The 25,461-nt window shown below is 65.4% G+C and carries 22 protein-coding genes; 17 read left to right on the top strand and 5 right to left on the bottom strand.

Translation table 11 applies throughout. The annotated features are described in order from the left end of the window. Positions 1-8 precede the first annotated feature (8 nt). Together serB and mfd are read right to left on the bottom strand one after the other, a co-directional pair. On the bottom strand, positions 9-890 hold the full coding sequence (gene serB, locus B3H47_RS09725; RefSeq protein ID WP_286986849.1) for a phosphoserine phosphatase SerB: 882 nt from the start codon (positions 888-890) through the stop codon (positions 9-11). Between the two features lie 59 nt (positions 891-949). Next, complete coding sequence (gene mfd / locus B3H47_RS09720) at positions 950-4,432, bottom strand: transcription-repair coupling factor (protein ID WP_286986848.1); 3,483 nt, start codon at positions 4,430-4,432, stop codon at positions 950-952. A gap of 43 nt (positions 4,433-4,475) precedes the next feature. Here mfd and ispD point away from each other — a divergent pair, with 43 nt between their 5' ends. From ispD to B3H47_RS09690, 6 genes are all read left to right on the top strand, one after another. Continuing rightward, complete coding sequence (gene ispD / locus B3H47_RS09715) at positions 4,476-5,213, top strand: 2-C-methyl-D-erythritol 4-phosphate cytidylyltransferase (protein WP_286986847.1); 738 nt, start codon at positions 4,476-4,478, stop codon at positions 5,211-5,213. Continuing rightward, on the top strand, positions 5,210-5,692 hold the full coding sequence (ispF, locus tag B3H47_RS09710) for a 2-C-methyl-D-erythritol 2,4-cyclodiphosphate synthase (protein ID WP_286986846.1): 483 nt from the start codon (positions 5,210-5,212) through the stop codon (positions 5,690-5,692). Before ispD ends, ispF begins: the two co-directional genes overlap by 4 nt. A gap of 27 nt (positions 5,693-5,719) precedes the next feature. After that, a complete protein-coding gene (locus B3H47_RS09705; RefSeq protein ID WP_286986845.1) occupies positions 5,720-6,184 on the top strand; it encodes a DUF192 domain-containing protein in 465 nt (154 codons plus the stop codon). 113 nt (positions 6,185-6,297) lie between these two features. Continuing rightward, the gene (locus tag B3H47_RS09700) at positions 6,298-6,663 is read left to right on the top strand and encodes a hypothetical protein (RefSeq protein WP_286986844.1); all 366 of its coding nucleotides are present in this window, start codon (positions 6,298-6,300) and stop codon (positions 6,661-6,663) included. Positions 6,664-6,908: 245 nt separating this feature from the next. Beyond that, entirely contained in the window at positions 6,909-8,600 is a 1,692-nt protein-coding gene (locus B3H47_RS09695) for a DUF1800 domain-containing protein (protein WP_286986843.1), read from the top strand. Positions 8,601-8,690: 90 nt separating this feature from the next. Continuing rightward, positions 8,691-9,905, top strand: a complete 1,215-nt coding sequence (locus B3H47_RS09690) for a DUF1501 domain-containing protein (protein WP_276707841.1) — start codon at positions 8,691-8,693, stop codon at positions 9,903-9,905. Between the two features lie 68 nt (positions 9,906-9,973). On the opposite strand, the gene B3H47_RS09685 is transcribed toward B3H47_RS09690, so the two are convergent. Further along, complete coding sequence (locus B3H47_RS09685) at positions 9,974-10,555, bottom strand: superoxide dismutase (protein ID WP_156055143.1); 582 nt, start codon at positions 10,553-10,555, stop codon at positions 9,974-9,976. A gap of 232 nt (positions 10,556-10,787) precedes the next feature. Next, entirely contained in the window at positions 10,788-12,161 is a 1,374-nt protein-coding gene (xseA, locus tag B3H47_RS09680) for an exodeoxyribonuclease VII large subunit (RefSeq protein WP_286986842.1), read from the bottom strand. Positions 12,162-12,557: 396 nt separating this feature from the next. Between xseA and B3H47_RS09675 the strand changes: the two genes are divergently transcribed. The 11 genes from B3H47_RS09675 to hemH all read left to right on the top strand — a co-directional run bounded on the left by B3H47_RS09675 (position 12,558) and on the right by hemH (position 24,106). After that, the gene (locus B3H47_RS09675) at positions 12,558-13,178 is read left to right on the top strand and encodes a MotA/TolQ/ExbB proton channel family protein (RefSeq protein ID WP_013106061.1); all 621 of its coding nucleotides are present in this window, start codon (positions 12,558-12,560) and stop codon (positions 13,176-13,178) included. 33 nt (positions 13,179-13,211) lie between these two features. Further along, positions 13,212-13,631 (top strand): ExbD/TolR family protein, encoded by a 420-nt coding sequence (locus B3H47_RS09670; RefSeq protein ID WP_013106060.1) that lies wholly within the window; start codon positions 13,212-13,214, stop codon positions 13,629-13,631. Then, positions 13,631-14,677: a tetraacyldisaccharide 4'-kinase gene (gene lpxK, locus B3H47_RS09665; RefSeq protein ID WP_286986841.1), complete on the top strand. Its 1,047-nt coding sequence runs from the start codon at positions 13,631-13,633 to the stop codon at positions 14,675-14,677. The genes B3H47_RS09670 and lpxK overlap by 1 nt, the downstream gene beginning before the upstream one ends. Then, positions 14,658-14,879, top strand: coding sequence for a Trm112 family protein (locus B3H47_RS09660; RefSeq protein WP_013106058.1), 222 nt, complete (start codon positions 14,658-14,660; stop codon positions 14,877-14,879). Before lpxK ends, B3H47_RS09660 begins: the two co-directional genes overlap by 20 nt. Positions 14,880-14,881: 2 nt before the next feature. Continuing rightward, on the top strand, positions 14,882-15,661 hold the full coding sequence (gene kdsB, locus B3H47_RS09655) for a 3-deoxy-manno-octulosonate cytidylyltransferase (RefSeq protein ID WP_286986840.1): 780 nt from the start codon (positions 14,882-14,884) through the stop codon (positions 15,659-15,661). Positions 15,662-15,737: 76 nt separating this feature from the next. Next, a complete protein-coding gene (gene adk, locus B3H47_RS09650) occupies positions 15,738-16,388 on the top strand; it encodes an adenylate kinase (protein ID WP_156055153.1) in 651 nt (216 codons plus the stop codon). Positions 16,389-16,404: 16 nt separating this feature from the next. Next, entirely contained in the window at positions 16,405-17,163 is a 759-nt protein-coding gene (locus tag B3H47_RS09645; protein WP_286986839.1) for an SDR family NAD(P)-dependent oxidoreductase, read from the top strand. A 63-nt stretch (positions 17,164-17,226) separates the two neighbouring features. Then, positions 17,227-19,107, top strand: coding sequence for a DNA primase (gene dnaG / locus B3H47_RS09640; protein ID WP_286986838.1), 1,881 nt, complete (start codon positions 17,227-17,229; stop codon positions 19,105-19,107). Between the two features lie 417 nt (positions 19,108-19,524). Beyond that, positions 19,525-21,861 carry an RNA polymerase sigma factor RpoD gene (gene rpoD, locus B3H47_RS09635; RefSeq protein WP_286986837.1) on the top strand — a complete coding sequence of 779 codons (2,337 nt, stop codon included), beginning with the start codon at positions 19,525-19,527 and terminating at the stop codon, positions 21,859-21,861. Between the two features lie 217 nt (positions 21,862-22,078). Further along, the gene (locus tag B3H47_RS09630) at positions 22,079-22,999 is read left to right on the top strand and encodes an adenylate/guanylate cyclase domain-containing protein (RefSeq protein WP_013106052.1); all 921 of its coding nucleotides are present in this window, start codon (positions 22,079-22,081) and stop codon (positions 22,997-22,999) included. Positions 23,000-23,011: 12 nt separating this feature from the next. Then, positions 23,012-24,106: a ferrochelatase gene (hemH, locus tag B3H47_RS09625; RefSeq protein ID WP_286986836.1), complete on the top strand. Its 1,095-nt coding sequence runs from the start codon at positions 23,012-23,014 to the stop codon at positions 24,104-24,106. A 291-nt stretch (positions 24,107-24,397) separates the two neighbouring features. Here the strand turns inward: hemH and B3H47_RS09620 are convergent, their stop codons facing one another. After that, on the bottom strand, positions 24,398-25,453 hold the full coding sequence (locus B3H47_RS09620) for a GNAT family N-acetyltransferase (RefSeq protein ID WP_286728490.1): 1,056 nt from the start codon (positions 25,451-25,453) through the stop codon (positions 24,398-24,400). Positions 25,454-25,461 lie beyond the last annotated feature (8 nt).

Below are 25,461 nucleotides of genomic sequence, written 5' to 3'. Positions count from 1 at the left end.
AGGCGCGTTTATTCAAACCAGTGCAGCAGGCTGTCGAGGCCGCCATGGTCGATGGCAGCGGTGGCCGCTTCGCGCACCTTGGGTTTGGCGTGGTAGGCCACGCTGATGCCCACCGCGTTCATCATGGGCAGGTCGTTGGCGCCGTCGCCTATCACCAGCACTTCGCCGGGATCGCAGCCCAGGTCGTCGCAGAAGGCGAGCACGGCCTTTTTCTTGGCTTCGCCGTCGATGATGTCGCCGATGAGTGTGCCGTCGAGTGCCTCGCCCTTCACGCCCAGCACATTGGCGGCCACGCGGTCGAAGCCCAGGCGCTGTTTCAGCCGGTCGGTGAAGTGGGTGAAGCCGCCGGTGACGAGCTGGGTTTTCAGCCCGGCCGCCTGGGCTGCGGCCAGCAGAGTTTCGGCGCCGGGGTTCAGGCGCAGGGTGTCGGTGTAGAGCTTGTCGAGTGAGGCAAGCGGCACCCCGGAGAGCAGGGCGACGCGCTGGCGCAGGCTGGTGGCGTAGTCGGCGATCTCGCCGCGCATGGCGGCCGCGGTGATGGCGGCGATCTCGTCTTTCTTGCCGACGGCGGCGCCGATTTCGTCGACGGTCTCGATGTTGATCAGCGTGGAGTCCATGTCCATGGCCAGCAGCTTGAAGTCGCCCAGATGCAGCCCGGCGGGGATGATGGCCCAGTCGATATGGTGCTCGCGGCAGTAGCTGTCGAGGGTGCGGCGCATGCCGGGGCCGGCGCTGCGGATGTCGCGCAGCCGGGCGCCGTTATGGCCGCGGTTGGGGCCGCGGTCGTCGGCAAATTTTTCCAGACTGATTGGCGCGGCGATGTGGCAGAGATGGTCGAGGTTGTCTTGCGAGAGCGGGGCGGTGTGGCGCTGAATGACGAGGTGGTACATGGTGTGTGCGGATGCGATAGGGCTGTTGGGAGGTTTACGTCGGACTTTACGCCAGCGCCTCAGGCAATCGCCACCTCGGCCCGCGGCGCGCCGAGTTGCTTGAGCGTGTCGCGGATGAGCTGGGCGCGCTGCGTGGCGTCTTTGGTCGGGCGTTCGATGCGTAGGCGGTCGTTGCCGGTGAGCTTGATGTGGCGGTTTTTCTGGATGAGGTCAATGATGCGGGCGGCGTCCACCGGGGCGTCCTTGCGGAAGTGCAGGATGGCCACTTCTTCGGCAGCGTCGATCTTGGTGATGCCGTAGCCCTGCGCGATCAGCCGCAGACGGTGCGTGTCCACCAGCGCCTGCGCGGGTGGCGGCAGGCGGCCGAAGCGATCGACGATTTCCTCGGCCACGCTGTCGAGCTGGGCGCTGGTGGCGGCGCTGGCCAGACGCTTGTAGAGCGAAAGCCGGGCATGCACGTCGCCGCAATAGTCGTTCGGCAGCAGGGCGGGCACATGCAGATTGATCTCGGTGGTCACGCCCAGCGGGTTGAGCAGGTCGGGCTCGCGGCCTGCGCGCAGCGCCTTCACGGCCTCGCTCAGCATGTCGTTGTAGAGCTGGAAGCCGATCTCCTGCATATTGCCCGATTGCTGCTCGCCCAGCACTTCGCCGGCGCCGCGAATCTCCAGGTCGTGCATGGCCAGATAGAAGCCCGAGCCCAGTTCTTCCATCTGTTGAATGGCTTCGAGCCGTTGTCCGGCCTGCTTGGTCAGGCTCTGCACATCGGGCACCAGCAGATAGGCGTAGGCCTGGTGATGCGAACGCCCGACGCGGCCGCGCAACTGGTGCAGCTGCGCCAGGCCGAACTTGTCGGCCCGCGCCATAACGATGGTGTTGGCGCTGGGCACGTCGATGCCGGTTTCGATAATGGTGGTGCACAGCAGAATGTTGAAACGCTGGGCGTGGAAGTCGCGCATCACCCGTTCCAGATCGCGCTCGTGCATCTGGCCGTGGGCGATTTCGATGCGCGCTTCGGGCACCAGTTCTTCGAGCTGGCGACGGCGGTTTTCGATGGTCTCGACTTCGTTGTGCAGAAAGTACACCTGACCGCCGCGCTTAATTTCGCGCAGGATGGCCTCGCGCATCACCGCGCCGCTTTCGCTGCGCACGAAGGTCTTGATCGCCAGGCGCTTTTGCGGCGCGGTGGCGATCACGCTCAGATCGCGCAGCCCTTCGAGCGCCATGCCCAGGGTGCGCGGAATGGGCGTGGCGGTGAGGGTGAGCAAATCGACCGAGGCGCGCATGGCATTGAGCGCCTCTTTGTGACGCACGCCGAAGCGGTGCTCCTCATCGACGATGACCAGGCCGAGCCGGTGGAACTTGACCGTGGGCGACAGCAGCTTATGGGTGCCGATGACGATGTCCAACGTGCCGCGCGCCAAGCCGTCGAGCGCGGCGCTGATCTCCTTGGTGCTGCGAAAGCGCGACATCTCGGCAATGCGCACAGGCCAGTCGGCGAAGCGGTTGCGAAAGGTCTCGCAGTGCTGCTCGGCGAGCAGGGTGGTGGGCGCGAGCACGGCCACCTGCTTGCCGCCCATCACCGCCACGAACGCGGCGCGCAGCGCGACTTCGGTCTTGCCGAAGCCGACGTCGCCGCAGACCAGGCGATCCATCGGCTTGGGAGAGATCATGTCCTGCACCACCGCATGGATGGCCGCGGCCTGATCGGGCGTCTCCTCGAAACCGAAACTCGCGGCGAAGGCCTCGTAGTCTTGCGGCGAATAGCGGAAGGCATGGCCCTGATGTGCGGCGCGGCGGGCGTAGATGTTGAGCAGCTCGGCGGCGGCGTCGCGTACCTGTTCGGCAGCTTTGCGCCGGGCCTTGTCCCACTGGCCCGAGCCGAGGGTGTGCAGCGGTGCGTCTTCCTGCGCCGCGCCGCTGTAGCGGCCGATGAGATGCAGTTGCGACACAGGCACGTACAGCACCGCATCGTTCGCATAGACCAGATGCAGAAACTCCGCGGGGCCGTCGCCCAGATCGAGCTCGGCCAGGCCCTGATAGCGGCCGATGCCGTGGTTGGCATGCACCACCGGGTCGCCGGGCTGCAGCTCGGCGAGGTCGTGGATCAGGGCATCGACATTGCTGGCCTGCTCTTGCTTGCGGCGCCTGCGCTGGGCCGGGTTGAGGGCGAACAGCTCGGTCTCGGTGAGCACGGCCAAGCGGTCGGCGGGCAGCGCGAAGCCCCGCGCCAGCGGCCCGACGGCCAGGGCGAAGCCGGTGGTGCCCTGTACGAATTCGTCCCAGCTTTCCGCAGGCTGGGCCGACAAGCCGGACTCCTGCAACAGCTCGCGCAGGGTTTCCCGGCGGCCGGCGGATTCGGCCAGCAGCAGCGCGCGCCGGTGTTGCGGGCGGCCCTCTTCCAACCATTGCGCCAGGCGCGCCAGCGGGCGGGTGGCGCGGCGGTCGGCGCTGATGTCGGGTAGCTCGGCGCTGGTGGGTTTGTCGGTCTGCGGCGCATCGGCCTTGGGCCGCAGCGCAAGCTGGGCGAGGGGCTTGATGCGGCTGAAGAACGCCTCTTCACTGAGGAAGAGCTGGTCGGGAGCGAGGGCGGGGCGCTCCGGGTCGTGCCGCAACAGACGGTGGCGCTCCTGCGTATCGGCCCAGAACTTCTGGATGGCGGTGGAAATTTCGCCATGCAGCACGACGCGGGTACGTTCGCCCAGATAGTCGGGCAGGGTGGCGGTGTGCTCGAAGAACAGCGGCAGGTAGTACTCGATGCCGGGCCCGGCTACGCCGCTTCCCATGTCTTTGTAAAGCGGGCTGCGGCTGGGGTCGCCCTCGAACACCTCGCGCCAGCGGGCGCGAAAGCGCTTCTGCGCCGCATCGTCGAGCGGAAATTCGCGGCCCGGCAGCAGTCGCACTTCCTTGACCGGGTAGAGGCTGCGCTGGGTGTCGGGGTCGAAGGCCTGGATGGCGTCGATGGTGTCGCCGAACAGATCGACGCGGTAGGGCACGGGCGAGCCCATGGGATGCAGGTCGATGAGGCCGCCGCGCACCGCGTATTCGCCCGGGGCCATCACCTGGCTGACGTGGTTGTACCCGGCCAGAACGAGCTGGGCGCGCAGCGCGGCTTCGTTGAGCGCCTCACCTTGGCGGAAATCGAAGGTGTAGGCCGCGAGGAACTCGGGCGGGGCCAGCCGCTGGATGGCGGTATTGGCCGGGGCGATGACCACGTCGATCTGCTGGTTGTGGATGGCCCAGAGCGTAGCTAGCCGCTCGGAGATCAAATCTTGGTGCGGCGAAAAGCTGTCGTAAGGCAGGGTTTCCCAGTCGGGCAGCAAGCCGACGCGCAACTGCGGGGCGAACCACTGCAACTCGCCGAGCAGACGCTGGGCATCGGCTGCGCCTGCGGTGACGACGAGCCAGGGCGCGGCGTCATCGCGCGGCGCGCACAACTCGGCCAGCAGCAGGGCATCGGCACTTCCGGCGGGAAGCGGCCAGCTCACACGCTGGCCGGGCTTGAGCGCGGGCACTTGCGCGCGCAGGGCATGGACAATAGACATTGTTCAAATTTTCGCCCAAAGTCGTGGGCGCCCGTGTGTCTTGATGCAAATATCGCCCGCCTCCCCCGCCCGACCCTCCCGTTGCCATGCCGTTATTCCGAGCGCCGGCAGCGGTTCGCGCCTGCCTGGCGATGCGCCCAAGCAATACCGGCGTCTGCTGGGCGAGTCGGTGGTGCAGCACACGGTGCGGGCTATTCTGCAGACGCCGCGCATCGCCTCGGTATCGGTGGTGGTGCAGGAGGGCGACGTTTGGGCGGCCGACGCCCTGCAGCCCGATCCCCGGCTGCATCTGTTGCCACGCGGCGGCGCGACTCGGGCGCACAGCGTGCTCGGCGGGCTGGAGGCCTTGCTCGCTTCCGGCGCCGACGTGAGCGACTGGGCGCTGGTGCACGACGCCGCGCGCTGCTGCATCACCCCCGAGCTGATCGACCGCCTGATCGATGCCTGCCTGGAGGATGACGTCGGCGGCCTGCTGGCGCTGCCCCTGCCCGATACCCTCAAGGCCGCCGATTCCGCAGGCCGCGTGGCCTGCACCGAGCCGCGCGAGGGCCGTTGGCTGGCACAGACGCCGCAGATGTTTCGCATCGGCGCGCTGCGCGAGGCGCTGCGGGCGGCGATCATTGTCAACGCGCCACCTACGGACGAATCCGGTGCGATGGAGCGCCAGGGCGCGCATCCGTTGCTGGTCACCGGCGCGTCGTGGAATTTCAAGATCACCTATTCCCCCGACCTCGAACTCGCGCAGGCCTTGCTCGCCGCGCGCGCAGGAGCCAACCCATGACGCAAATCCGTATCGGCGAGGGCTATGACGTCCACGCTCTCGTTCCCGGCCGCAAACTCATCATCGGCGGCGTGACCATCCCCCATCCCCTCGGCCTGCTCGGCCATTCCGATGCCGACGTGTTGCTGCACGCCATCACCGATGCCTTGCTGGGCGCGGCCGGGCTGGGCGACATCGGCCAGCATTTCCCCGATACCGACGCGCGCTACCAGGGCGCAGATTCGGGCGAACTGCTGCGGCAGGCGCGCCAGAGCGTGCTGGCACAAGGCTGGGCGATCAGCAATGTGGACTGCACCGTCATTGCACAGGCACCCAAGCTTGCGCCCTACCGCGACGCCATCCGCCAGCGCATCGCCGCGCTGCTGGAACTGGACGCGGCGCAGGTCAACGTCAAAGGCAAGACCACCGAGCGTCTGGGCTTTGTCGGCCGGGGCGAAGGCATCTCCGCCAGCGCGGTGTGCCTGTTGCAGCGCGATTGACGAACGCCACCGAACAAGGACCGAACCATGCACAAGTCTCGTTTCATTCACCGCATCGCCTTGGCTTTTGTACTGGCCAGTTCCAGCGCGGCCTGGGCCGCGCAGCCCGAGGTCAATACCGGGCTGCCGCTGGTGCGCCTGCAGATCGGCGGCCACACCCTCACCGCCGAAGTGGCTTCTACCCCCGAGCAGCAGCAGACCGGGCTGATGAACCGCCGCAGCCTGCCCACGAATCGCGGCATGGTGTTTGTGTTTGCCGAGTCTCAGCCGGTTTGCATGTGGATGAAAAACACGCTCATTCCCCTTTCGGTCGCCTTCATCGCCACGGACGGCCGCATTGTCAACCTCGCCGACATGCAGCCCCAGACCGAAGACGTGCACTGCGGCCAGACCGATGTGCGCTATGCGCTGGAAACCCCGCTGCACTGGTTTGCGCAGCACGGCATCCGGCCGGGTGCGCGCGTGCTGGGGCTGCCCGCAGCAAGCCGCTGACGCGATACAAGCGGTGACAACTGCGTGCGGTGCAGTTGTCACCGGGCAGGCAGGACTTTCGTTGATTCGACACGGCCGCCATCCTTCTCGTCGAATTTCAAAGGAAGTCCATCATGCATTCTTTTCTGCATCATTCCCAACAAAACGCCGGGCACTGGAAGCCGTTGGCGCTCGGTCTGCTGGCTGCCAGCGCTTTGCTCACTGCGCCGTTGGCCATGGCCGAAACACCCTGGCAGGCCGCCCATCCGGCGCGTGCCGAAGTGCTCCAACGCGCCAATCATCTCGATCAGCGCATTGCCTACGCAAGATGGACCGGCGCCCTCACACCCTGGCGGGCCGCCGCGCTGCAGCATCAGGTGGCGCAGGTGCGCTGGCGGCAGGACGTGCTGGCGCGAGCTCAGGGCGGCGCGCTGGTGCGTTCCCAGTATTGGGCGCTGAACCGTCAGGAAGACGCCATCAGCCGGGAGATCACACCATGACGCGCGCCATGAAAGCCTTGGGGCGCGCCGTACGCTCGCGCCGCCTGCAACTGGTTTCAGTGGCGGTCGCAGGGAGTCTGCTGCTCGGTGGGTGTTATGTGGCGCCTCTTGCCCCGGCGAGGGTTTCAGGGGCGGTAATCGTTCGGCCGGAAGGCGGCGGCTGTTGGCACCCCGGCTGGCGCGGCCCTTATGGCGCTTGGCATCCGGGCCATTGGGGCGTGTGCGGCTGAACGGGAGCGCTGATCATGGAACATCGTTTGCACGCTGCCGGGCGGCTTTCGCGCCGCCGTTTCATCGGGGGGCTTGGCGCTGCGGGACTGGGCTTGTGGGGTTTGGCGCCGGCTGCGCTGTCGCAAACCTTGCAGACCGCAAGCGAGGCTGGCCCTGCTGCGCTGGACGCCGCTGCGCAAGCCGATCCGGTGACCTTTCTCGACCGGGTGAGCTGGGGCGCCAGCGCGGAGCAACTGCAGGCGTTGTCCCGCCTGGGCGCCACGGCCTATCTGGACCTGCAACTGCGCGTTCAGCCCGGTACTGCGCTGCCATCCGAGCTGGCGGCGCGGCTTGCCGCCTTGCCGGTGAATCAGCCGCTCGAAGCGCTCATTCCGCCCATCGTGCGTGAACAACGCGCCTTGTTCCAGGCCCGCAAGAATGACCCGCAGGCCGCTGCCGATACCGAGGCCCGGCTGAAGGCGCTCAACCGCTTCAAATATGCGCTGGCGCAACAGGCCGCGGCGCAACAGGTGTGGCTCGGTCTGTACGCCCCCAATGCCCTGCAGCAGCGGCTGAGCTGGTTCTGGCTGAATCACTTTAATGTGTTCCGCAGTGGCAATATCGGCCCGATGATGGGCGATTACACCCAGCGCGTCATCGCTCCGCACGCGCTGGGGCGCTTTCGTGATTTGCTGCGCGCCACGATGTTTTCGCCGCAGATGCTGCTGTACTTGAACAACGCGCAAAACGCCCGCGGCCATGTGAACGAAAACTATGCGCGCGAAGTCATGGAGTTGCACACCCTGGGCGTGGGCAGCGGCTACACCCAGACCGATGTGACCAACCTCGCCCGCGCACTCACCGGCCTGGGCGTCGACCTGATGGATCAGCCGGTGCGGGTGCGCCCGGCCCTGCGCGCCGATGTGTGGCGGCAAGGGCTGGTGGTGTTCAACCCCGCGCGGCACGACCCCGACCCCAAGACGGTGCTGGGCTACACCCTGCAAGGCCACGGCCTGGAAGAGATCGACGAGGTCATCACCCTGCTGGCCGACCACCCCGCCACCGCGCGGCATGTCAGCACGCAACTGGCGCAGTACTTCGTCGCCGACCCCGTTCCGCCCGCTTTGGTCGATGACATGGTGCGGCGCTGGCAGACCAGCGGCGGGCAGATGGCCGAAGTGCTGCGCGCGATGTTCACCAGCGCGGCATTCGCCGCCAGTCTGGGCCAGCCGCAGTTCAAAGACCCGATGCGCTATGTGCTGTCGGCGCTGCGCGCCAGCCTGGGCGACGAACCGATCCGCAACCCGCAGCCGGTGCTCGGCATGCTGGCCCGCCTGGGCGAGCCGCTGTTCGGACGCCAGACGCCCGACGGCTACCCGCTGAACGCGAGCGCCTGGGACGGCTCGGGCCAGCTCACCGCGCGCTTCGAAGTGGCGCGGCAGATCGGCAGTGGCGCGCCGGCGATGTTCGAGCCGCCGCCTGCCCTCCTGCGGCAGAGCGCGCCGCTGGTGACCGCAGAACCTGACGAAGCAATGGCGGCGATGACGGCTCCCCAAACCGCGGCCAAGCCACCCCACCGTCCCCCGCCCGATCTCGCGCGCAGCCCGGTCTATCTCGCCCAGCAAGGCCAGCTCAGCATCGCCACCTTGCGCGCGCTGGCGCAGGCCGACAACCGCCTGCGCTGGAACACGCTGTGGCTCTCATCGCCCGAATTCATGAACGCGTGAATGCCCCCCGAAGCCTCGCCGCACTCGGCTCTCCCCCCAGGGGCGAGAAATTCTTGGTGCGGCCCGGTGAATTTCTCAGGAGAAACTGCCATGCAACGCCGCCATTTCTTGCAAACCGCCACCGCCGCCGCGCTGGCCACGCCGATGACCCGCCTGTGGGCCGCGCCCGCTGCACAGGGGCAGCCCAAGTTCGTGCTGGTGTTCCTGCGCGGCGCGTATGACGCCACCAATCTGCTCGTGCCCCATGCCAACAGCTTCTATTACGAGTCGCGCCCGCATATCGCCGTGCCCCGGCCGGGCGAGGGCGCCGACGCGTCCATCGCGCTGAATGCCGACTGGGCGCTGCATCCGGCGCTGCGCGAATCCCTGCTGCCGCTGTGGCAGGCCGGGCAACTGGCTTTCGTGCCCTTTGCCGGCACGCGCGACCTGACCCGCAGCCACTTCGAAACGCAAGATCACATCGAACTCGGCCAGGGCCCGCAGACGCACAATTTCAACGACGGTTTTCTCAACCGTCTGGTGCAGCAGCTCGGCGCGCGCGCCCAGCCCATGGCCTTCACCGCGCAGCTGCCGCTTTCGCTGCGCGGCGCCCAGCGCGTGCCCAATCTCGCCATTGCCCAAGCCGGGCACACCGGCATAGACGACCGCCAGCGCGCGCTGATCGAAAGCATGTGGAACGGCTCGTCGCAGGGCGCGGCGGTGCGTGAAGGCTTCGCCGTGCACCAGACCGTCGCCGACGATATGCAGGCCTCCGGCTGGCAGGCCGAGATGGTGGCCGCCAGCCGCGGCGCGGTCGCGCCCAAGGGCTTCGTCGCCGAGGCCGTGCGCATCGGCGGATTGATGCGCGACAGCTTCAACGTCGGCTTCATCGACGTGGGCGGCTGGGACACGCATGTCAACGAAGCCACCGACAACGGCGCAAAAGGCCAGCTTGCCGACAAACTCGCCGCGCTCGGCCAGGGGCTGGCCGGCATGGCGCAGGCGCTGGGCCCGGCCTGGCAGCAGACCACCGTGGTCGTACTCAGCGAGTTTGGCCGCACCTTCCGCGAAAACGGCAATCGCGGCACCGATCACGGCCACGGCACCGTGTACTGGGTGTTGGGCGGCGCAGTGCGGGGCGGGCGCATCGCGGGTGAGCAGATCGTGCAATCGCCCTCTACCCTCAACCAGAACCGCGACGACCCGGTGCTGACCGACTACCGCGACTTGCTCGGCGGCCTGTTCCAGCGGCAGTGGGGGTTGAGGTCATCGCAAATTCAGACCATTTTTCCGGGGGCTCGGCCAGTCGATCTGCGGCTGGTGTGAGGCGCGCGCGTCGCCCAAAAAGAAAAGCCCGCACTGCGGGCTTTTCTGCGACACGGGTTCTGGCGCGATCAGCCGAAGTTCTTTTCGGCGAAGTCCCAGTTGGCCAGGTGGTCGAGGAAGGTGGTGACAAAGTCGGGGCGACGGTTGCGGAAGTCGATGTAGTAGGCATGTTCCCACACGTCGATGGTCAGCAGGGCCTTGTCGGCGGTGGTCAGCGGGGTCTGACCGTTGGCGGTGTTGACAATGTCCACGCTGCCGTCGGCCTTTTTCACCAGCCAGGTCCAGCCCGAGCCGAAGTTGCCGACGGCGGATTTGTGAAAGGCTTCCTTGAACGCGGCGTAGCTGCCCCATTTGGCGTTGATGGCCGCAGCCAGCGCGCCCTTGGGTTCACCGCCGCCGCCTGCTTTCAGACAGTTCCAGAAGAAGGTGTGGTTCCACACCTGGGCGCTGTTGTTGAACAGGCCGCCGCTGGATTTTTTGATGATGTCTTCCAGCGACATGTTCTCGAACTCGGTGCCCTTGATCAGGTTGTTGGTGTTGTTGACATAAGCCTGATGGTGCTTGCCGTGGTGGTATTCCAGCGTTTCGCGCGACATATGCGGCGCGAGCGCGTCGGGGGCAAAGGGCAGGGGGGGGAGTTCGTGTTGCATGGGCTTCTCCTTGAGTGAGTGGCGGTTGCATAAATCAAACCAAGGCCATTCTAGGAACAGCCGTTTGACTTTGCTCACTCAAGGAAACGCAGGGCCGCCCCAAGTTTTCTTGTCCACCTCGCAGCTTGCAAGCTGCTCGGATTCGGCTCCGTCCAAGCTGCCGCAGGGCAGCTTGGAGCCGCGGGCCTCATCCCCCACGGGGGGCGGGTCGGCGAGCCGACCTTGGGGGCGCTCAATTCGGCGGGATGTCCGCTTCGAGAGGATGGGGCTGCGCGTCGATGCGGCTGATGTCGATCCGCACCGCGCGTTGCGCGTCGGCCAGCAGCAGGGGCTGCTGTGGCGCGAGTTGCGTGAGGTCGCGCAGCACTTGGCCGTTCGCGTTCATGCCCAGCAGGTAGCCGCGCGCGAGGGTGGCGCGCGGGCTGAGGAGTTGCAGGTGCTGCGCAGCGCGGTCGAGCCGGAGTTGGGCGTTTGAGATTTGGCGCGACAGCGTTTCTGGCAGGCTGCGCTCGTATCGGTTCAGGCGCTCGCGCTCCCGCGGCGCGCGCTGGCGCAGCGCATGGGCCAGGCGGTGCTGTAAGAGTTGCAGCCGTTGCGCGTGCAGCCTCGGCAGGTCGTTCAAGGCCTGCCGCAGTCGCCACTGCAACTGCGCGAGGTGGCGCTGCGGTGCGGCCAGCAGCGCGGCAGGTTGCGGCCAGCGCAGGGCGAGGCGGTCGCAGCGCTGCTGTTCGCGCTGCAGATGGCGGCTGAGTGCACTGCTGGCGCGGTGCGCGGTATGGGTGAGCGCGTCGAGCAACGCGGCCTGGGCGGGCACGCCGAGTTCGGCGGCGGCGGTGGGGGTGGGCGCACGCAGATCGGCGACGAAATCGGCCAGGGTGAAGTCGGTCTCGTGGCCCACGCCGCTGATCACCGGTAGGGTGCTGGCGGCAATCGCCCGGGTCAGCGCCTCGTCGTTGAAGGCCCAGAGGTCGTCGAGGCTGCCGCCACCGCGTACCAGCAGAATGAGATCGACTTCGCGCCGCGCCTGTGCGCGCCGCAGGGCGGCGAGCAGCTCGCCGGGCGCCGCGGCCCCCTGCACGCTGGCGGGATAGACCACGACGCGCACCTGCGGGCTGCGCCGCCGCAGGGTGGTGAGCACGTCGCGCAGGGCTGCGGCCTGTAGCGAGGTGATCACGCCGACGGCTTGCGGCAGGGCCGGGAGCGGGCGTTTGCGCTCGGGGTCGAACAGGCCCTCGATCTGCAGTTTGGCCTTGAGGCGCAAAAACGCTTCGAGCAGCGCACCCTCGCCGTCGGGCTGCACGCTCTCAACAATGAGTTGCAGGTCGCCGCGGGGTTCGTAAATCGCCACGGTGGCGCGCAGCCGCACGCTCATGCCGTCGCGCAGCGCGATGGCAGCAGAGCCTGCGCGCTGGCGGAACCAGACGCAGCGCAGTTGCGCCGCGCCGTCCTTGAGGTTGAAGTACTGGTGGCCGCTTGCGGCCCGAACCAGGCCCGAGATTTCGCCACGCACGCTCAGGCTGTTGAAGCGGGCGTTGAGGGCGTCCGAGAAGGCCTGAACCAGCGCGGAAACTGTCCACACCAGGACGCCGTTAGTTGAAGTTTTCAAGGTGGATATCGAGTTGCCAGGTGCGAAACGTCAAGAGGATGTGCACACTTTGCCTGCAGATGCTTTCGCCGCCAGAATGCGCCCGAAGGTAACGTGATTGCATGCCAAGTTATTGAAAAACAATGAGAAGTTATTGATTAAAAAAGCGTCACATTAAGCCGGGTGCTTGATTTTGCGCGATTTGGCGCTGCCGTTCAGCGCTTTCCCACAGAGTTGTCCACAGAAAGGCGGGATAACTTTCGAAGCCCGCGATCTTGACTCTTGACCGGCGCCCGCTGTTTCATTGTCCGCCACTTCTCTGACCCGGCATAATGCGGCGCTGAAGGCTCGTGCGTGGCGGGTTGGGCACGCACGGCGACTGATTTTGCAGCGCAAAGACGCAAAGGAAAAAGACCCATGTTGCAGATGGTGGAAGCCGCAGGCTGGCCGATCTGGCCGTTGATTCTGTGCTCGATTGTGGCCCTTGCGGTGATTTTCGAACGGCTGGCCTCGCTGCGTCGCGCCCGCATTCTCCCGACCAAATTGCTGGACGAGGCGCTGAATGTGTCGGCCAAGCAACTGCCGGCGGCCGATGTGATCGACAAGCTCGAACAGAACTCGCCGCTGGGCGCCGTGCTGGCCAGCGGGTTCCGATCGGTGGCGCGGCCGCATGCCAGCGCGGCGGGGCTGCAGGAAGACTTGGAAAACGCCGGGAGGAATCAGGTCTATCGGCTGCAGAAGTATCTCAACGCGCTGGCCACCGTGGCCTCTGCGGCGCCTTTGCTCGGTCTGCTGGGCACGGTGGTGGGCATGATCGAGATTTTCGGCTCGCAGTCCACCGCCGGAACCGATCCGACAGTGCTGGCGCATGGCATTTCGGTGGCGCTCTACAACACGGCGCTTGGGCTGATCGTGGCGGTGCCCTCGCTGATTTTCTACCGTTACTTCCGCAGCCGCGTGGACGACTACACGGTCGAACTCGAGCAGGCCGCGCGGCGTCTGGCCACGCATCTGCAAAGCTATCTGCCGCGCCGCTGAAATGAACCGCGCCTCCGACCTGCGCCGCTTGCCATGAATTTCAAACGCCAGACCACGGAAGATCCCGAGGTCAACCTCATTCCGCTGATCGATGTGTTGCTGGTCATCCTGATTTTTCTGATGATCAGCACCACCTATTCCAAGTTCACCGAGCTGAAGATCACCCTGCCCACGGCCGACGCCGAGAAGTTGCAGAACCATCCTCAGGAAATCATCGTGGCCGTGAGCAGCGGCGGCGAGTATGCGGTGAACAAGCAGTTGCTCCCCAGCCGCACCGTGAGTGCGCTGACCCAGTCGCTGCTCGATGCGTCCAAAGGCAAGGCCGACACCATGGTGGTGATCAGCGCCGACGCACAGGCCACGCAGCAATCGGTGGTGAATGTGATGGAGGCCGCGCGCGCCGCAGGCTTGAGCCGCCTGACCTTCGCCACGCAGAAGTCTCCCGGTTCCTGATGGCGCAACCCGCTGGGCCGAGCGGCTGGCCGGACTGGTGGCTGCGCCGCAGCCTGCTGAGTTGGGCGCTGTGGCCGCTCTCCCGGTTGTTCGCGCTGCTGAGCGCCGGGCGCCGCAGCTTGTATCGCGCGGGTGTGCTGCGTGCTGAACGCGTGGGCGTGCCGGTGGTCGTGGTGGGCAACCTCACTGTGGGCGGCGCGGGCAAGACGCCGCTGATCGCCGAGCTGGCGCGCGGCTTGCAGCAGGCGGGCTGGCGGCCAGGGATCGTTTCTCGCGGGTATGGTCGCCGCTCAGCCGACGACACTCCCTTGCGCGTGGACGCGCAGAGCGATCCGGCGGAGTGTGGCGACGAGCCCGTGCTGCTGGCCCGGTTGACGGGCTGCCCGGTGATGGTCGGACGGCGGCGCGCTCAGGCCGCGCTCGCCCTAAGGGCCGCCTGGCCCGATGTGGATGTGATTCTGAGCGACGACGGCCTGCAGCATTTGGCGCTGGCTCGCGATATCGAACTGGTAGTGGTCGATCAGCGACTTTGGGGCAATGGCTGGCTGCTGCCTGCCGGCCCGCTGCGCGAATCGCCCGGCAGAGGGCGCGACGCTACGCTCGGCCCCGAGGCGGTGCTGCGGCAGGTGTCCGGCGGGGGGCTGCACTTCGCGCTGGTGCGCAGCCCGGGCGACATCACGCATCTGGTCAGTGGGCAAACGCTCAGTGCTGCGCAGTTCGTGCAGCGTTTTGGTGCAAAACCGCTGGGCGCGGTAGCCGGAATCGGCCATCCGGGGCAGTTTTTTGCCATGCTGCAAGCTCTCGGGCTGACGGTGCAGACCCGGGCGCTGGGCGACCATCAGCCTCTGAGCACCGACGCACTGGCCGGTCTGCCGCCAGACGGCCCCATTCTGCTGACGGAAAAGGACGCCATAAAATCGGCGCATCTGCCGCCTGTTTTGCGCGAGCGTCTCTGGGTTGTCGGCCTGCGGCTGCAACTGCCCGCCGACTTGCTGCCCTGGTTGCACCAACAATTGGAGAAAGCCCGTGGACTCCCGACTTCTTGACCTGCTCGTCTGCCCCATCTGCAAAGGGTCGCTGCAATTCGACGCCGCCGCGCAGGAGCTGATCTGCCCGCGCGACAAGCTGGCTTACCCGGTGCGCGACGACATTCCGCTGATGCTGGTCGATCTCGCCCGCGACATGACCCTGCCCGCCGACGCAACGCCGAGTCCGTCCCACGCCGCCACTGCCGAACCGGCGGCCTGAGCATGGCGGCTGCGTTCTGGGTGCTGATACCGGCCCGGCTGGCTTCCACGCGCCTGCCCAACAAGCCCCTGGCGGACATTGCCGGGGCGCCGATGGTGGTGCGCGTGGCGCAGCGCGTGGCGCATAGCGGCGCGCAGCAGGTGGTGGTGGCCTGTGACAGCCCGTTGATTGCGCAGGCCTGTGCGGCGCACGGCGTTCGCGCCGTTCTCACCCGCGAAGATCACGCCAGCGGCACCGACCGGCTGGCCGAGGCCGCCGAGTCGCTGGGTCTGCCCGAAGACGCCATCTTGGTCAATGTGCAGGGCGACGAGCCGCTGATCGACCCCAAGTTGCCCGCGGCCTGCGCGGCCTTGCTGCAGCGCACTCCGCAAATCCCGATGGCGACCTGCGCGCATGCCATCACCGAAGCGGCCGAGATTTTCAACCCGAATGTGGTGAAAGTCGTGCTCGATGCGCAGGGCAGGGCCCTGTATTTTTCGCGCGCGCCGATTCCGTGGCAGCGCGACGCCTACACGGCGGGTTCAGGCGGATGGACGATGCAGGGGCAGCCCCCGCATCCGATCTATCGTCACATCGGGCTGTACGCCTATCGCCACCGTTTTCTGCGCGATTACGCCAAGCTGGCCCCGGCGCCGCTGGAACAGGCCGAAGCGCTGGAGCAATTGCGCGTACTCTGGCACGGGCACTCCATTGCGGTGCATGTGACCGAACAGGCGCCCGGCCCCGGTGTCGACACGCTGGCCGATCTGGAGCGCGTGCGGGTGATGTGGCTTGAGCGCTGAACAGGACGCCGAGTCAGCGTCGTGGCAGAGCGGTCTGCTATTCTGAAATGTGCGTTTTTACGATTGAGAGACCTTCATGCGATTGATACTTTTGGGTGCACCGGGCGCGGGCAAGGGCACGCAAGCCGCCTTCATCACCGAGCGCTTCGGCATTCCCCAGATTTCCACCGGAGACATGCTGCGCGCCGCGGTGAAGGCCGGTACGCCGCTGGGCCAGCAGGCGCAGAAAATCATGGAGGCGGGCGCCTTGGTACCCGACGAGATCATGCTGGGCGTAGTGCGCGAGCGCCTGTCGGCGCCCGACTGCGCCAAGGGTTTTCTGCTCGACGGCTTTCCGCGCACCATCGCTCAGGCCGAAGGTCTGGAGAAAGCGGGGATCGGTATCGACGTAGTGCTTGAATTCGACGTGCCCGACGCCGACATCATCGAGCGGCTGAGCGGCCGCCGGGTTCACCCGGCCTCAGGACGTACCTATCACCTGACCTTCAATCCCCCCAAGACGGCCGGTGTGGACGACCTCACCGGCGAGCCGTTGGTGCAGCGCGCCGACGATCAGGAAGACACCGTGCGCAAACGCCTGGACGTCTATCACGCCCAGACCCTGCCGCTGGTGAAGTTCTACGCCGAGCGCATGGCCCAGCCCGGTGCGCCGCGTCTGGTCACCATTTCCGGGGTCGGGCCGGTGGCCGAAGTGCAGCAGCGCATCTTCGCCGCATTGCAGGGCTGAACGGACGGGGCGCCTTATGCAACTCTCTGGTCACAGTGCGATCATCAGCGGCGGCGCATCAGGTCTGGGCCGCGCCACCGCCGCCTTGCTCGCGTCACGGGGCATGCGGGTGGTCATCGCCGATCTGCAAGAAGACGCCGGGCGAGCAACCGCAGCAGACATCGGCTGCCAGTTCATGCGCTGCGATGTGACGCAGGCAAGCGACGTGGAAGCGGCGGTGCAAGCCGCCAACGCGCTGGCCCCGCTGCGGGTGGCGGTGAGTTGCGCCGGCATCGCCCCGGCTGCGCGCACGCTGGGCAAGCAAGGCCCCCATGCCCTGGAGCTTTTCCAGCGGGTGATCAACATCAATCTGGTTGGCAGCTTCAACCTCGCCCGCCTTGCCGCCGCCGCGATGGCGCAGCAGCCGCCGCTGGAAGATGGCGAGCGCGGCGTGATCGTCAACACCGCTTCGGTGGCGGCGTTCGACGGGCAGATCGGGCAAGTGGCCTACGCCGCGTCCAAGGCCGGCATCGCTGGCATGACCCTGCCGCTGGCGCGCGATCTCTCGCGGGACGGTATCCGCGTCATGACCATCGCGCCCGGCATTTTCGAGACGCCGATGCTCATGGGCATGCCTGCCGAGGTGCAGGCGGCGCTGGGACAGATGGTGCCGTTTCCGCAGCGTCTGGGACGGCCCGAGGAATACGCGGCCCTGGTCGAATCCATCCTCACCAACCGCATGCTCAATGGCGAAGTCATCCGGCTCGATGGCGCCATTCGCATGCAGCCCAAGTAGTCTCGCCCGATCCAGCCGTTTCGCGGCCGCCGCCCCAGCCGCCACGATGACGACGACCGATCCATGCAGCAACGCATTCCGCCCGGTTTCATCCAGGATCTGCTCGCCCGCGCCGACATCGTCGAGGTCGTGGGCCAGTATGTCGAGCTGAAAAAGACCGGTACCAACTACAAGGGCCTGTGCCCCTTCCACGGCGAGAAGACGCCCTCGTTCACCGTGAGCGCGAGCAAGCAGTTCTATCACTGCTTCGGTTGCGGCGCGCATGGCACGGCTATCGGCTTCCTGATGGAGCATGCGGGCATGGGCTTCGTCGATGCGGTCAAGGAACTGGCCGGGCGCTACGGCATGACCGTGCCCGAGCCCGATCTCGACCCGCAGCAACTCCGACAAATCCAACAGCAGCGTAGTCTGCAGGCCACGCTCGTCGACGCCCTGCAGACGGCTGACGGCTTTTATCAGCACCGCCTGCGGCATAGCGAACGGGCGAAGAACTACCTCATCGCCCGTGGCTTGCAAGGCCAGGTCGCCAAGAAATTTGGCCTGGGCTACGCCCCGGACGATTGGCAGCCTTTGGCCGACGCGTTCGCGAATTACAACGCCGATGCCCTGGTGCAATCCGGCCTGGTGGTGGCCCGTGACGCGGCCGGCGACACCCTCGATCCGCAAGCCGAGTCGTTTGCCTCGGCGCACCGTCGATACGACCGGCTGCGCGACCGCATCACCTTTCCGATTCGCAATCTGCGCGGCGAAGTCATCGGCTTTGGCGGACGCATCATCGACCAGGGTGAACCGAAATACCTCAACTCGCCGGAAACCGCGGTGTTCCACAAGGGCGAGGAGTTGTACGGCCTGTTCGAAGCCCGCAGCGCCATTTCGCGCGCGGGTTATGCGCTGGTGGTCGAAGGCTATATGGACGTCGTGGCGCTCGCCCAATTCGGGGTGGAACAGGCCGTGGCCACGCTGGGTACCGCCTGTACGGCACAGCAACTGCAAAAGCTGTTTCGGCATACCGGCCAGGTGGTGTTCAGCTTCGACGGCGATACCGCGGGCCGCCGCGCCGCGCGCCGGGCGATGGAGCAGGCCCTGCCTCTGCTCAGCGATACGCGGGTGGTGAAGTTCCTGTTCCTGCCCGCCGAGCACGACCCGGATTCTTATGTGCGCGAAAAAGGCGCGGAAGCTTTCGAGCGCGAGATCGGCCGGGCGCAGCCCTTGTCGGAATTTCTGTTTTCCAGCCTGTTCGATGGCGTGGCGATGACCACCGCCGAGGGGCGCGCGCAGGCCATCCACGAGGCCGGGCCGTTGTTGTCGCAAATCACGGCGCCTGCTTTGCTCGGTCAGTTGGTGGCCGATCTGGCACGCCGCCTGGAGATGCCCGCCACCGAGTTGCGCGAGGTGCTTCGCCTGTCTTCGCCCTCGCGCAAGCCATCCGCTCCGGCGGAGTCGTTCGGCACGCGTGGCATGAAGACGGCGCCGCGCGTGCGCGGCGGTCGCGAGGCGCTGCGGGCCTTTGCCGCAGTGCCGAAAGATCCCCTGCGGCAATTGCTTCCTTTGCTGCTGTCGCAACCCGAGTTGTGGTGGAGCATCAACCCGGCGCAGCATGCGCTGCTCTCGCTGGAGCCCGGGCCGCTGCAGGGGCTGGTGCTGACGCTCGAATCCATTCTGGAAGATCAGCCCGAACTGTCTGCCGCAGCGCTATGGGAAGCCTTGCGCGCGGCCGGGCACGCGCCTGAGGAGGTGCTGGCCGAGTCGCCTGATCCGCTGGAACTGGACGAAGCCGCAGCCAAACAGGATTTGCTGGCCATTCTGTCGCGCCTAGAGCGCGCCGCGCTGAAAAGACGGCAGGACGAACTGGTTGCCGGTGGCCTGGTGGCAGACGCCGACCGGACGGAATACCGCAGTCTGGCGCTACGACTCAAAGAGATCGACCAAGCGCCACGAGGTTGACGGTTTTGGCGCACAGGCAGACAATACTCGGTTTTTTGTAAAATCCACCGCTTCGGGGTGATATCTGCCAAAACAGACTACCGGGCATGAGTTCCGGGGCGCAGGTTCAGGGGCGCAGATTCAAGGGCATGGGTTCGGCAGCAAGGCATAAGCGCCGTGGGGGCGCGGTCATCAAGGAAAACCCAATCGAACCGAGGCTACGAATTTGGGTCGAAGCGATGCGGGTCAAAGCGATTAAACCTTCTTGGAGCTGCCAAGACGTTTGCTGATTCGGCTCGGTATCGCCCTGGCCGTGCGGGCTTGGTGCGAAATGGCCGTTTCGCTCGGGCTCTTTGAATTTTGGCGATTCACCCTACATACTGTCAGCAATCCCCCTTCTATATTTCCTTCCGAACCAACGGTCGGTTGAGGTCCACCATGACAAAAGCATCATCCAAAACGCAGACTCCCACCCCGCGGGGCGCATCCCGCAAAGAGACCGCGGTCGCCGAGGTGAGTCCCGCCGAGGTGCGTCCCGTTGTGGACGCACCGCGTGGCAAGGTCCATCGTGTGGCGGCAAAAGAAGGGGGTGCTGTGGAGGTCAATGCGGTCAAGGCAGCGACCAAGTCGGCCGCATCGGTTACCAGCCCAGCGCCCAAGCGGGGTCGTCCGCCCAAGGCGGGCGTTGTGACGGCCGAGGCCGATACGTCTGCCGCGCGCCGTGGCCGCAAGAGCAAGTTGGAAGAGCCGACCGATGATTTGTCGGATGACCTGAGTGAAGAGGTCGAAGCAGTCGAGGTTGATGCCGAAGTCGCTGAAGTCGAGGTGGTGGAAGAAGTAGCCGCCGCGCCCGTGCCCAAAACACGCAAGGCCTCGCGCGCCCGTGAGAAGCAACTGCTCAAGGAGTTCGGCTATGACGACTCCAACATCACCGACGAAGAGTTGGGCCGTCGGCGCGCTCGACTCAAGAGCCTGATCAAAATGGGCAAGACCCGCGGGTTCCTGACCTACGGGGAAATCAACGATCACATTCCGGACAATCTGGCCGATCCCGAGTTGATGGAAACCATTGTTTCCATGCTGAACGACGTGGGCATCGCGGTGTACGAAACCACGCCCGATGCGCAAACCCTGCTGCTCAACCAGCACGGCCCGACCGCGTCGAGCGAAGAGGAAGCGGAGGAAGAGGCCGAAGCGGCGCTGTCCAACGTCGACTCTGAATTCGGCCGCACCACCGACCCGGTGCGCATGTATATGCGCGAAATGGGCACCGTGGAGCTGCTCACGCGAGAAGGCGAAATCGTTATCGCCAAGCGCATTGAAGACGGCCTGCGCCAGATGATGCTGGCCATTTCGGCTTCGCCCTCGACAGTGGCCGAGATCCTGGCCATGGCCGCGCGTATTCATAACGGTGAATTGCCGGTCGATGAAGTGGTGGACGGCATGGTGTCGGACGACGAATCCGACGACTACGTGGCCGAAGAAGACGTCGACTACTCGCTCGACGAGAGCGGCGAAGAAGACGAAGACGGCGGTGCCGGCGCCACCTCCATGAAGCTCGAAGAACTCAAGGGCAAAGCCTTGGAAGCCTTTGCCGACGTGCACGACGCCTTCATGAAAATGCGCCGCGCCTACGACAAGGACGGCTACCGTTCTGCCAGCTATTTGAAGGCGCAGGAGGCGATTTCCGCCGCGCTGATGGAAGTGCGCTTCACCGCGCGGACCGTCGAGAAACTCTGCAATCTGCTGCGTGCCCAGGTGGACGAAGTGCGGCGCTACGAGCGTGAGATTCGGCGCTATGCGGTGGATCGCTGCGGTATGCCGCAGGAGGAGTTCATCAAGTCCTTCCCCGGTCATCAGCTCGATCTGAAGTGGGTGGACAAGCATGTGGCTTCTGGCAAGCCGTATTCCGTCATCCTCAGCCGCAATGTGCCGGCCATCAAGGAGCTGCAGCAAAAGCTCATCGATATCCAGACCCGGGTCGTGGTGCCGCTCGACGACCTCAAGGAAATCAACACCCAGATGAGCCTGGGCGAGCAGGCCGCGCGTGAAGCCAAGCGCGAAATGATCGAGGCCAACCTCCGTCTGGTCATCTCCATCGCGAAAAAGTACACCAATCGCGGCCTGCAGTTCCTCGACCTGATTCAGGAGGGCAACGTCGGCCTGATGAAGGCGGTGGACAAGTTTGAATACAGGCGCGGCTACAAATTCTCGACCTACGCCACTTGGTGGATCCGTCAGGCCATTACCCGCTCGATTGCCGATCAGGCGCGCACCATCCGGATTCCGGTGCACATGATCGAGACCATCAACAAGGTCAACCGCATCTCGCGTCAACATCTGCAGGAGACGGGCACCGAGCCCGACGCCGCCGTGCTGGCCGAGAAGATGGAAATGCCCGAGGACAAGGTGCGCAAGATCCTCAAGATCGCGCGCGAGCCGATCTCCATGGAAACGCCCATCGGCGACGATGACGATTCACACCTGGGCGATTTCATCGAAGACTCGGGCACGCTGGCGCCGACCGAAGCGGCGATGCAGGCAGGTTTGCGCGACGTGGTCAAGGAGATTCTCGATTCGCTCACGCCGCGCGAGGCCAAGGTGCTGCGCATGCGCTTCGGCATCGAGATGGCCAACGACCACACGCTCGAAGAAGTGGGAAAACAGTTCGACGTCACCCGCGAGCGCATCCGCCAGATCGAGGCCAAGGCGCTGCGCAAGCTCAAGCACCCCACTCGCTCGGACAAGCTGCGCAGCTTTCTCGACACGCTTTGATCCGGATGCTCCTGCCCGCCACGCGGCGGGCGGGTGCACGCGCGGGTGCAGTGGTTCATGCTTGATGGAACAAACAAAAACGATGGATTTGGCGTTGGGGCAAGGCGCAAACCACAGCGATACCCGTAGGTATCGCGCGGATTTGCAACGCCGCCCTGGCGCCAAAGACGCGTTTTTGTGTTCCAGATAGCGTGAAGCACTGCGCTAGACTTCGGGCATGACCAACGCGCGAAAAACGGCTGTCCGTACCATCGTGTTTGCCGATGTCGTCGGCAGCACGGCATTGTTCCAATCTCTTGGCAATACCGAAGCCACGGCGCTGGTCACACAGGTCGTGTCGAACATGGCCCGCAGCTTCAAGGCGGCGGGCGGCGATGTGGTGAAAACGCTGGGGGACGGCATACTCGCCACCTTCGAGCACAACACCCCAGCGCTCAACGCCTGCATCGACATTCAGCGCACCTGCTCCACCTCAGGCGCGGTCGATGCCACGGGCGCCCGACAAAAACTACCTCTGAAAATCGGCATTGCTCGCGGCGTGGTCGTGCTGGCGCCGGGCGACTGTTTTGGCGATCCGGTCAATGCGGCCTCGCGCCTGTCCGACTCGGCCGGAACCGGACAAATTCTCATCGGCGACGCCGTGATGGAAGCGCTGCCGCTGGAGTTGCTGGCCCGGCTGCGCAGCCTCGGCGCCATTTTTCTGCGCGGCTACGACGTGCCGGTTCCGGTGCATCAGGTCGATTGGGAGGCGCAGGTCGATATGGGCCAGACCATGCCGCAAGTGCCCTCGCGCATCGACTACAGCAGCCAGTTGCTCAATCTCGCCTGGCTCGATACCAGCGTGGACTATGCCGCCGATCAGATGCCCATCGTGATCGGGCGCACGAACGGTGCGGACTTTCCGGTCAACGATCTGCGGGTATCGCGCCAGCACGCGCGCATCGACTGGCGCGGCAGCTATTTCATGCTGACTGACCTCAGCAGCAACGGCACCTGGGTGCGCTACACGGGCAATGACACCACGCTGGCCCTGCGGCGCAACGAGTGCGTGCTGCATGGCCAAGGCGAAATCACCCTGGGCGCCAAGCCGTCCGACCCGACCGCACCCACGGTGATGTTCCAGATCCATCCTCACTGAACTCAGGTTCTCATGCCCTTGTCCGATCCTACGGCGTATTCGCACGGTTCCGCACCGAAAACTGCCATCCTTCTCGTCAATCTGGGCACGCCCGATGCGCCGACCGCATCGGCCTTGCGTCGCTACCTCGGTGAGTTTCTCAGCGACCCTCGGGTGGTCGAAATTCCCAAGCCGGTTTGGTGGTTGATCCTCAACGGCATCATTCTGCCGATTCGTTCCTCCAAATCCGCGGCCAAGTACGCCTCGGTCTGGACCGAGCGCGGCTCGCCCCTGCAGTCGGGCACGGCCGACCTCACGCAAGCCATTGCAGCCGAAATGGCTCGGCTGGGTCATCATGTGCAAGTGCGTTATGCCATGCGCTACGGCAACCCGTCTGTGGCCAGTGTGCTCGACGAGATGGCCAAGCAAAACGTCACTCGCATCCTGCTGGTGCCGCTCTATCCGCAATATTGCGCGGCCACCACGGCCTCCACGCTGGACGCAGTGACGGCCTGGATGCGGCGCAGCCGGCGCATGCCCGAACTCCGGGTGCTCAATCACTTTCACGACGAGCCGCTTTACATCGAGGCCCTGGCGCGAAAAATCGAGGCGCACTGGCAGCAGCAGGGTCGGCCTGACAAATTCGTCATGAGCTTTCACGGCATGCCGGCGCGCACGCTCAAGCTGGGCGATCCGTACCACTGCGAGTGTCACAAGACCGGGCGCCTGCTCGCCGAGCGCCTGGGGTTGGCCGCTGCTGATTACGCGGTGACGTTTCAGTCGCGCTTCGGCAAGCAGGAGTGGTTGCAGCCCTACACCGAACCCACCTTGCGCCAACTGGCCAAAGAAGGTGTGGCTCGGGTCGATGTGACCTGCCCGGGCTTCAGCGTCGATTGCCTGGAAACGCTGGAAGAAATCGCCATGGAGGGCAAGGAAGCGTTTCTGTCCAGTGGTGGCAAGGTCTTTCATTACATCGACTGCCTGAACGCCGAGACGCACTGGGCGCAGGGTTTCAGCCGTCTGCTGACCTCTCATCTGCAGGGCTGGAATACAACCGCGCCCGCCGATCCTAAAGAACTCGCGCAAACTCGCGAACGGGCCAAGGCCCTGGGTGCGGAAAATCTGTGAGTTAAATCTGTGAGTTCACAGGGATGAATCGCGGGGCGTCGAGCGCGCCTCCCGCCAGAACTGCACCAGCAGCCCGACGCCGAGCCCGATCACACCTATCGCCAAGAGGTAGAGCACCAGTTCAGCCAGAGACATCTTCTCTCTCCTTCAAGAGCGCCCAAAGCGCACAAGTCTTGAAGAGTGAGTGCTCAACATGAGCAGACAGTTCCGTGGGATTGGGTGTGGAGTGTGCCGTGCGTGTGACTAAAGTTTTCTCTGTGCGGGCGGTTGCAGCGGCCTGCGCGATACGGCTCAATAATCTTCGTCGGCGCTGGTGAGATACCACTGCACCTGCTCAAGCGCCTGGGCTTGTTCGGGTGTCATGGTGCAGAACACACTGCGGGCATCACGCGCCAACATGCCCAACTGATGCAGCTTGCTCTGGATGTCGGCAGGGCCGAGGAATTCAAACGATACGCTGCTGCGACCGTCGGCATAGGCGTCGCGAAACAGGGTGTCAAAGAGCAAATTCAGGCTGTCCGGATGCTCTGGGTGACAGAGCAGATCGCGCACATGCAACACCTTGCCGACGACCTCACAGACGGCATAGCCGATAAGTCCGTCGTTTTGGGCGCTCAAGGTCAGGAAGCGGAATTTTCTCCAGGGCTTCGGCTCGAAACGCCAGGCCAGGTAACGGCGATCACGCACGCCGATGAGCAAAGCCGGGTCTTTCTGCGCGGCCCACAGCGCATCGAAGCGGGTATCGGGCTGGTCCATCCATTGAGCCCGTCGGCCACGAAAGTCGTGGGTGTACCGGGTTCTGCGCAGGGTATGCCGCCACCAGTCTGCGGTGCGCCCCACGGCGCGGCGCACCAAGTGGGGGATTTGCGCGGGCAGATAGTTGGCGCTGCGCAGCACGCGAACGTAGCGCACCATGCGCCCCGCCACCTTGTAGCCCAGGCGCTTGACCACGGGTTCCGACTTCGGGTTGGGAAAGCCGTAGATCAGCCCGCACTGCGGCAAAAACCGGTCGCGCAGCGACGTTTGCAGCAGCATCGCCGGATAGAGCGTGCGATGTTCCGCCGTCACGCCGAAGTCAGCCAGAAGTCCCGCGTTCAAGGCTTGGCCAGCCAAACGCATCTGCCGGGTTGCAAGGCCAATGACGCCCACGGCTGTTCCGTTTTCGGCCGGAGAATGGGCGAGCAACACCTGCGGTAAACCGGTCGGGTTGCGCAGGTAGAACCAGTCGTATTTGTCCTGGCGACGCTCTGGATGCCCGAGATTGGTCACCCAGAGCGACACGATGATGCTGCGATCGGTCTGCAGATCGGCGGGCAACGCGGCGTAACTGGACGGTGCGGCGGTCATGGAGGAGC

Source organism: Thiomonas sp. UBA7699, assembly GCF_002482605.1.
GTDB lineage: Bacteria > Pseudomonadota > Gammaproteobacteria > Burkholderiales > Burkholderiaceae_C > Thiomonas > Thiomonas arsenitoxydans.
Note: the sequence above shows the minus strand (reverse complement) of the source record. Positions and strands in the feature narration are given on the sequence as shown.